General features: G+C 49.4%; 4 protein-coding genes. 3 read left to right on the top strand and 1 reads right to left on the bottom strand.

All coding sequences use genetic code 11. The features are described 5' to 3' along the window. Positions 1–377 precede the first annotated feature (377 nt). Positions 378–2,870 carry a PhoD-like phosphatase gene (locus QUB64_RS19770; protein ID WP_333269282.1) on the bottom strand — a complete coding sequence of 831 codons (2,493 nt, stop codon included), beginning with the start codon at positions 2,868–2,870 and terminating at the stop codon, positions 378–380. Between the two features lie 371 nt (positions 2,871–3,241). On the opposite strand from QUB64_RS19770, the gene QUB64_RS19765 reads away from it, so the two are divergent. The 3 genes from QUB64_RS19765 to QUB64_RS19755 all read left to right on the top strand — a co-directional run. Next, positions 3,242–5,419 (top strand): CBS domain-containing protein, encoded by a 2,178-nt coding sequence (locus tag QUB64_RS19765; protein WP_333269283.1) that lies wholly within the window; start codon positions 3,242–3,244, stop codon positions 5,417–5,419. Between the two features lie 1,037 nt (positions 5,420–6,456). Then, entirely contained in the window at positions 6,457–7,323 is an 867-nt protein-coding gene (bchL, locus tag QUB64_RS19760; RefSeq protein WP_333269284.1) for a ferredoxin:protochlorophyllide reductase (ATP-dependent) iron-sulfur ATP-binding protein, read from the top strand. Between the two features lie 34 nt (positions 7,324–7,357). After that, positions 7,358–8,172, top strand: an 815-nt coding sequence (locus tag QUB64_RS19755; protein WP_333269285.1) for a DUF5331 domain-containing protein, incomplete at its 3' end; no start/stop codon positions are given.

Below are 8,172 nucleotides of genomic sequence, written 5' to 3'. Positions count from 1 at the left end.
CCGGGTTTTTTGTGAATCTGTCGGTTGTAGCGCATCTTATCGTAAAAAACCCGGTTTCTCGGCCTCCTCGTCAGTCTGAATGTAGCTAGTTTTGGTCGATCGACTTTTCGGCAAATGCGCGATCGACTTTGGGGAAACGGGCGATCGACTTTTTGTGCACTTTACGCACTGCGACTCCCAGAAACCGGGTTTTTTGTGAATCTGTCGGTTGTAGCGCATCTTATCGTAAAAAACCCGGTTTCTCGGCCTCCTCGTCAGTCTAAATGTAGCTAGTTTTGGTCGATCGACTTGCATGGCAAATGTGCGATCGACTTTTCAACCCGTGGGGTGGGCTTCTAGCCTGCCCCAAAAAATCAACTCAAATGCCAAGCACCACATCAATCACCAGTTGACTCATCCAATCCCAGCGGCACAAAATACTGACTGTAAACCACACTATCCGATTCCCAAAGAGGCCGCCAATAAACATTCTGCATCACCGCCTTCTCCCCATCACCATCAGCCGGCCATTGAAAACTGACGATCGCAATATTGCTATAACCCACAATCTCATCACCCTCTTGCAGCCACCGATTGCGCCACAACAGCGCTATCAAATTCCACAAACGACGCAGGAATAACAACACTTTATTTTTAGGCAATACACTTGACGGCTCACCATCTTCATGCTGCAAAAATACCCGAGATTTTTGCCGTTTCACCCAGTCAACTCGATAACCCCAATCAGGAAAAGATTGCCTATTCCTCACCGCAGCCGCCCTAGCCTTCTTCCTGCCGCGTCTCGGAATCTTCACCAACTCCAGCGGCTCGTTCCATCCCAAACATTCGTGCGTCCGCTCGGGAAACAGCGACTTAATCTTAGTATGAATAACATGAGTTTTCCACTCCTCATTAATAAAAGCACTGGCTGTTAATTGCGCCAAAACAGACAATCTTTGACTCGAAATTTGCAATTCTCCATTCACCTGAGATACAGACTGCAAACACTCAATTTCAGGGCGACAATCCCCAAAATGACAATCCGACCAATAACTCAGCCGCACAGCAGCAGCATAATGAATATCCCCCGTCAACACAATCACCCGATCGCGCTGCTTAAAAAACTCCGACAACAGCTTCACAAAAGCCAACTCATGAAAATTCCAAGCATCCCCCGCATCACTATTAAAAACCTTCCCCTGTTCCACATCCCGCCTTTGCACCGCATCAATAATCCACAAACCTACCAAATTTGTCGGCACCACAACCAGCGTCGCCTCGATCGCAAAATCCCCAGTTTGATTCAGCAAATCAGTCTCCCGCAAAGGCTGCTGAATTTGCTCGTCAAAACCTTTATGAGTCAAAAGCATCGGCGGTGCGATCGCGCTTTCCACCGGATAGCCCCGCCAAGTCCGCGTATCCAGCACAATCACCTCATGCTTAAAACTTCTCACAGTAAAGTGCCAACTCAAAACCTCACCTGCACCCCCGCCATCGCGATCCAAAATTAAAACATCATCATCCAACTTAAACTTAGGTAAACCAGTCTCCTTATCAACCGCCGGAATTCCCAAATACTTAGCAGCCTCCTCCCAAACAGCAACATCAGTCCCCGCCGAAGCTGACCACTTTTGGGCAGCTTGTAATAACTTATCTCCTACTCTTCCCTCCTCGAACTGTGCGGGCGTATTTCCCCAACCCTGAAACACAGCGTAAGCCAGCAAAGCATTCTGCACTACCCGGCGCCCCAGCGGCTTACCCAACACCCGATAACACCACTCCCGATTCAAAAAACAATCATCACTAACATCATGGTCATCGCAAATCATATAACTAGGAATATTTGCCAGCGCCCGCCTCACCCGCCACAAATTGCGACAAAAACCGTCAAGTTCGATAACTTCTCTATCCCAGACTTTTGCTTCCTTAGACTCTTGACAAATATCCTTACCCTTCGGAAAACTATCGCACCAAAGGACAGGAGACCAAACTAACAAATACATCGCGCAATATTCGCCCAAACCAAACAAGTGACTTTTAGCCTTATCCGGTTTATTCACCAACATCGCCGTAAAGCCACCAAAATCTCTAGCAATATCGCTGCGAGTCCCCGGCTGCAACTGAATTGGTTTTTTGTACTCTGACTCAGCATTTGACGCTTTCTGAATTGGCGCCTCTCTAAAAATTTCCCTTTCTGCGCGAATTACATTTTTATTTTGCGAGTTTTTAGGTATACTGGTACACAAATTCTTTTTTATTTGGGCGTCATCCATCAGGGGTAGACTTTCTTCCCAGCCCAACAGTGTATCGCCAGCATCAGTCAAGGCCCACAGCATCGCATCGGCAACGTCATCGCCGTAAATTTGGTCACCCGTTAAAAACAGTTGGTGGGGGCGGAAATTTGCCATACCTGCAAACTGTTCGATCGCATTATCCAAGATTGGCAGCGCATCTCTGCCGTCTCCGTGGGGCTTGCGACAAGAGCCGTGCACTATACGCAAATAGTTTAAATCCCTCGGTGGTAGCGCAAAAGTCGGCAACCCGTGAGCGAAATAACTAATCGTCCCAGGCCCCAAAGCCGACAAATCCGGGTCAGCGGCCCACAGGCAAGAAAGGAGATTTTCCTGCTCATTTTCTGGGACTCCCACCGACGGCGACTCGCGACTCCCCGCAAACTCAATGTCATAAGCATAAATTTGCCCGGATGTCAAGATATTGCTGTCGATCGATTTAGCAGTCACAGCTACTACGTGCAGGTATTTGCCAATCTGCACGGTAGAGTTCGCACCTTGCAGCAAGGGCTCACCGACTATTTCGCCCGTGCCACCCTCAGTTGAAAAAACCTTGAGTTCGACTTGGCGGGGTGCTTTCAGAGCCAGCCAAACTGTCACGGCCCCTGTTTGGGTCCGGCGCAAAATCGGGCCCGCAAGGATCAGGGGCAAGTGATGAATTCGATGATTTAATGGTGTCCACGACATAGGAATTAAAAATTAAAAATTAAATAACGGGTTTCTAGCAATCAGATTTCAGTCGATCGACAATCTGTCAGTCGATTGGGGCATTGAAGATTGGGGCATTGAAGATTTACTCCACAGATCGATCTGGGATCTTGAACTACGGTCTAAAATTTGGGACTCTCCACGACGCTTGTCGGGGGCTTATATCCGTTTTTCGGCGGGCTCACCCCCTTAACCAATGCTAAGTCTGCCAACCCATGCCTGCAAAAATGTAACAATTCATTAAGCAAAATTAATAATCAACCATGCTACAAGAAGAACAATTACAGCATTTCCTAGATTCAGTTCCGCAGCTAGCAATTAAACCATCAGAACCCCCTGTAGAGCCGAACAGCCTACCGATTTACTCGTCACCTTTAGATCGCTCGATCGACCGCCACCCCCTGACAGTGGCTCCAGAAACCCCGATCGCCCAAGTCTTGGCTCTCATGAACCCGATGCGCGTCTCCTGTCAGCATTGTGCCGAAAAACAAAAGGCTCTTCCGGGCCCGGCAAAGCGCAGTTGCGTCTTAGTTGTAGAAGATAATCGCCCGATCGGCATTTTTACAGAACGGGATATCGTTAAGTTAACTACTGTGGCAAATTGTGCCATCGGGCTGACAATTGCTGACGTAATGACTCGATCGCCCATCACCCTCAAACAATCCGAGTCTCAAGATATCTTCACAGCAATGTTCACCTTGCGCCAGCACTCCATCCGGCATTTGCCCGTAGTGGACGAGGACTCGCGACTGATCGGCATCATCACCCGCGAAGCCATTCACGAAGCCCTGCAACCGGTGAACTTACTAACCAATTTGCGCTGTGCGGCAGATGTCATGACAAAAGAAGTCATTTCGGCGCCAAAAACTGCCTCAGCCCTCGATTTAGCCCAGCTCATGGTCAAACATCGAGCTAGTTGCGTCGTCATTGTCGAAGAGCCAATTCAGCATCCACAGCGGGCGATCGTACCAATAGTACCCAGAGAAAATTACCCCATGCCGATCGGCATTGTCACCGAGCGCGACATTGTACAGTTTCACGCCCTCGAATTAAACCTCTCCGAAATCTCCGCAACTGAGGCCATGAGTTCGCCTTTATTTTGCATATCTCCCGGCGATTCCCTCTTCCGCGCCCACCAGTCCATGCAGCGGCACTCCGTGCGCCGTTTGGTAGTAGCTGGTAGTCAGGGAGAGCTTTTGGGCGTTGTCTCTATGACAAGTTTGCCGCAAGTTTTTAACCAATCTGAGATGTACGGGACGATCGAGCTGTTGCAGCAAGCAGTAGACGATAGAGCCGCCCAATTGCAGAAAACCAACGAACTTTTGCAACAAGAAATTTTAGAGCGGCAGCGGGCCCAAGAAGCCCTGCGCCAAGCTCACGACGACTTAAAAAAACAAGTTGAAGAACGCACCGCTCAACTTTTAGAATCAAATGAATTATTGAGACGGGATATTATCAAGCGCCAGCGAGTCGAAGAAGTGTTGCGGCGCAAGCAAACTTGCTTAAAAAATCAAGCACAGCAATTAGAGGAAACAGTGCGGAAGTTGCAGCAAACTCAAACTCAATTAGTCCACACCGAAAAAATGTCTTCTTTGGGACAAATGATTGCCGGCATTGCTCACGAAATTAACAATCCGGTTAATTTTATCTACGGCAATCTTTCCCACACCAGTCATTACATCAAAGAATTGATCCAACTATTGGAACTTTACCAGCAGCACTATCCGGAACCAGTCTCGGAAATTCGGGAAGCGGCAGCAGATATGGAAATCGATTTTTTGGTGGAAGACTTATCTAAGATCGTGTCTTCGATGCAAGTAGGAACCGATCGCATCCGCCAAATAGTTTTGTCGATGCGCAATTTTTCGCGATCGGATCAATCCAACATCAAACTCGTTGACATTCACGAAGGCATCGATAGCACTTTGTTGATTTTGCAGCACCGGCTCAAAGCTCAAGGCGGACATCCAGCTATTCAAATTATTAAGGAATACGGCGATTTGCCCCGCGTCGAGTGCTGTGGCGGTCAGCTCAATCAAGTGTTTATGAATATTATCGGCAATGCTATTGATGCTTTGGATGAAGCAATCCAGAATGGCAAATGGGCAAAGGGAAATGGGAAAAATCCACTGCCATCAATTCCTAGTTCTCCATTGACTCTTCCCGCTATTACAATTCGGACTGAAGTTGTGGGCGGCGATTTTATGGCGATCCGCATTTCCGACAACGGGCGGGGCATACCGGATGAAATCCGCCGCCAATTATTTGACCCGTTTTTTACTACGAAACCAGTCGGGAAGGGCACTGGGTTGGGACTGTCGATTTCTTACCATTTAATTGTGGAAAAGCACGGGGGACGACTAAACTGCGTTTCGGAAGTTGGACAGGGTACTGAATTTGCGATCGAAATTCCGATCGTCAGAAGGCAGTTGACCGCTTGACAGTTGACAGTTGGCAGTTGTTAGTTGGCAGTTGTTAGTTGGCAGTTGACAGGGGAGCATCTCAATTTTCGCAAAAAGGATGTTTTTTACAACAGTGCGAGCGTCCTCGCTCGCGTGCTGTGTAAAGCACGCGAGCGAGGACGCTCGCACTACAAAAAACTGACCGCTAACAACTGAAAATTGTATTTCGCGATCGCACTTGCGCCCTCAGAAACCCGGTTTCTTCGGAGATTTCTCGTCACAAAATGCAAAACTCGCAGAAACCGGATTTCGACGCACCGATGCGTCAACTGCCAACTGCCCACTGTCAACTGCCCACTGCCCACTGTCAAGCGGTCAACTGCCAATTGCCCACTGTCAACTGCCAATTGCCAACTGCCCACTGCCCACTGTCAAGCGGTCAATTGCCCACTGCCCACTGACAACTGTCGCTCAATTCCTAAAAATTCACAATTTTTTACACAACACTCAAAACCCCAGCAAAATCACTATTTCCCAATCTAAAATCCCAAATCCAAAACCCAAAATCGTCTAACTTTGCGATCGCCAGGCCCAATTAATCGAACTCACTCTGCGGTTTTGCTCATCCAACAGCACCTTTATGCCCCTTCCAGTTACCCGCACAAGCCATCAACTGCCTGCATCCTAGCCCCAAAGCCAAAAGCCGAGATTGTTTGAGAAGTTAATTTTTGTTTTATTTTTGTACCTCTTTATATTAAGAAAGTATTCTAAAATTCATTAAAAATGTAAAATAATTATAAAAATAGATTTGTAAATCCCAAAAGCAGCTAAGATGCCCAAAGATGCAAAATAAACAAAATTACTAGCATTTTCATTTCGACGCCCCCTTTCTTTTCCTCGCAAGTTAGCTAATAATGCTGTCAACGAGGTAACGCACGGCCGACTCCAAACTTGACAAGAATTGGGATTGCAGTAAGGGGATTGGAGGAAAGGCTATTGCATTTGGGCGATCGCAACATCAAAGCGTGAAACCCCAGCCCCGATCGTTTTGATAGAAACCTATAGGAGAACAAAGAGTGAAACTCGCAGTTTACGGAAAAGGTGGAATTGGCAAATCGACAACAAGCTGCAACATCTCCGTTGCCCTAGCCAAACGCGGCAAGAAAGTTTTGCAAATCGGTTGCGATCCAAAGCACGACAGCACATTTACCCTCACGGGCTTCTTGATCCCCACAATTATTGACACCCTTCAAGAAAAGGACTATCACTACGAAGACGTTTGGCCCGAAGATGTCATCTACAAAGGCTACGGCGGCGTTGACTGCGTAGAAGCAGGCGGCCCACCCGCAGGAGCTGGTTGCGGCGGCTACGTAGTCGGCGAAACCGTCAAACTGCTCAAAGAACTCAATGCCTTCGAGGAATACGACATCATCCTGTTTGACGTACTCGGCGACGTAGTGTGCGGCGGTTTTGCAGCCCCCTTGAACTACGCTGACTACTGCATGATTGTTACCGACAACGGGTTCGACGCATTATTTGCAGCCAACCGCATCGCCGCCTCAGTCCGCGAAAAAGCCCGCACTCACCCGTTGCGCCTCGCCGGTTTAATTGGCAACCGCACCTCCAAGCGCGACTTGATCGACAAGTACATCGACACCGTACCCATGCCGGTGCTGGAAGTGCTGCCGCTGATTGAAGACATCCGCGTTTCTCGCGTCAAAGGCAAGACTTTGTTTGAGATGGCCCAGAGCGATCCCTCCCTCAACTACGTCTGCGATTACTACCTCAACATCGCCGACCAGATTTTGGCAATGCCCGAAGGAGTAGTGCCCAACGACACGCCCGATCGCGAATTATTCTCCTTGCTGTCAGATTTTTATCTAAATCCAGTGCAACCGGTGGTCAAGAAGGAGGAAGATGAGCTAGACCTGATGATGGTTTAATAGGTCTAGCGATCAGGATGAGGATAAAGAGGTTATGGCTTTTTTTGATACTTTTTCAGTTGCTCTCAAACAGAAGTGGTTGGACTACTACCAGGCAAATCGGACTTGGCTGCTCCTGCACATGACGGCTGACAACACGGTCGCCACACCCGACGGCGGGAAAAGGCCTGTTTCTTACCTCATCCTGGGAATTGCGGCTGCCCTGGAGCCGGAACTCCAGCAATTAATGCTGCCCTTCTCAAAACTCAAGCCGGATGCAGACAGCCTGATCGAAGTCTTGGGTCTAAATTTTGACCCGGACATAGCACTGGGTATGCCTTCAAATACCGCGCCACAGACGGCCGGTCAATCTCCAACACCCGCAGCACCCCCAGCGGCAGTGACAGCAGCCCCTGCGGGCGCTCAAACTGCGACAGCAGCCCCTGCGGGCGCTCAAACTGCGACAGCAGCCCCCGCAGCCGCTCAAACTGCGACAGCAGCCCCTGCGGGCGCTCAAACTGCGACAGCAGTCCCTGCGGGCGCTCAAACTGCGACAGCAGCCCCCGCAGCCGCTCCCAGCGCAAGTGCTGCACCAGCAGCTCCTCAAACCGCAACTGCTGCACCCGCTGATGCCAAATCTAATAAATTCGGCGGTGCAGCCTTAGCAGCAGCCGGAGTAGTGGCCGGAGTCGCCGGAGTCGCCGGTCTGGCAGCAGCAGCGTCAGCAATGAGTTCGGAGGAGGAATCCTTCGAGGATGACGAGGAAGAAGCTGTCTCCGACTTCGACATGGACGATGACGAGGAAGAAGCTGTCTCCGACTTCGACATGGACGATGACGAGGAAGAAGCTGTCTCCGACTTCGACATGGA

Origin of the sequence: Microcoleus sp. Aus8_D2, from assembly GCF_036702665.1 — a bacterium.
Taxonomy (GTDB): Bacteria; Cyanobacteriota; Cyanobacteriia; order Cyanobacteriales; family Microcoleaceae; genus Microcoleus.
This window is presented reverse-complemented; position numbering and strand designations above follow the sequence as displayed.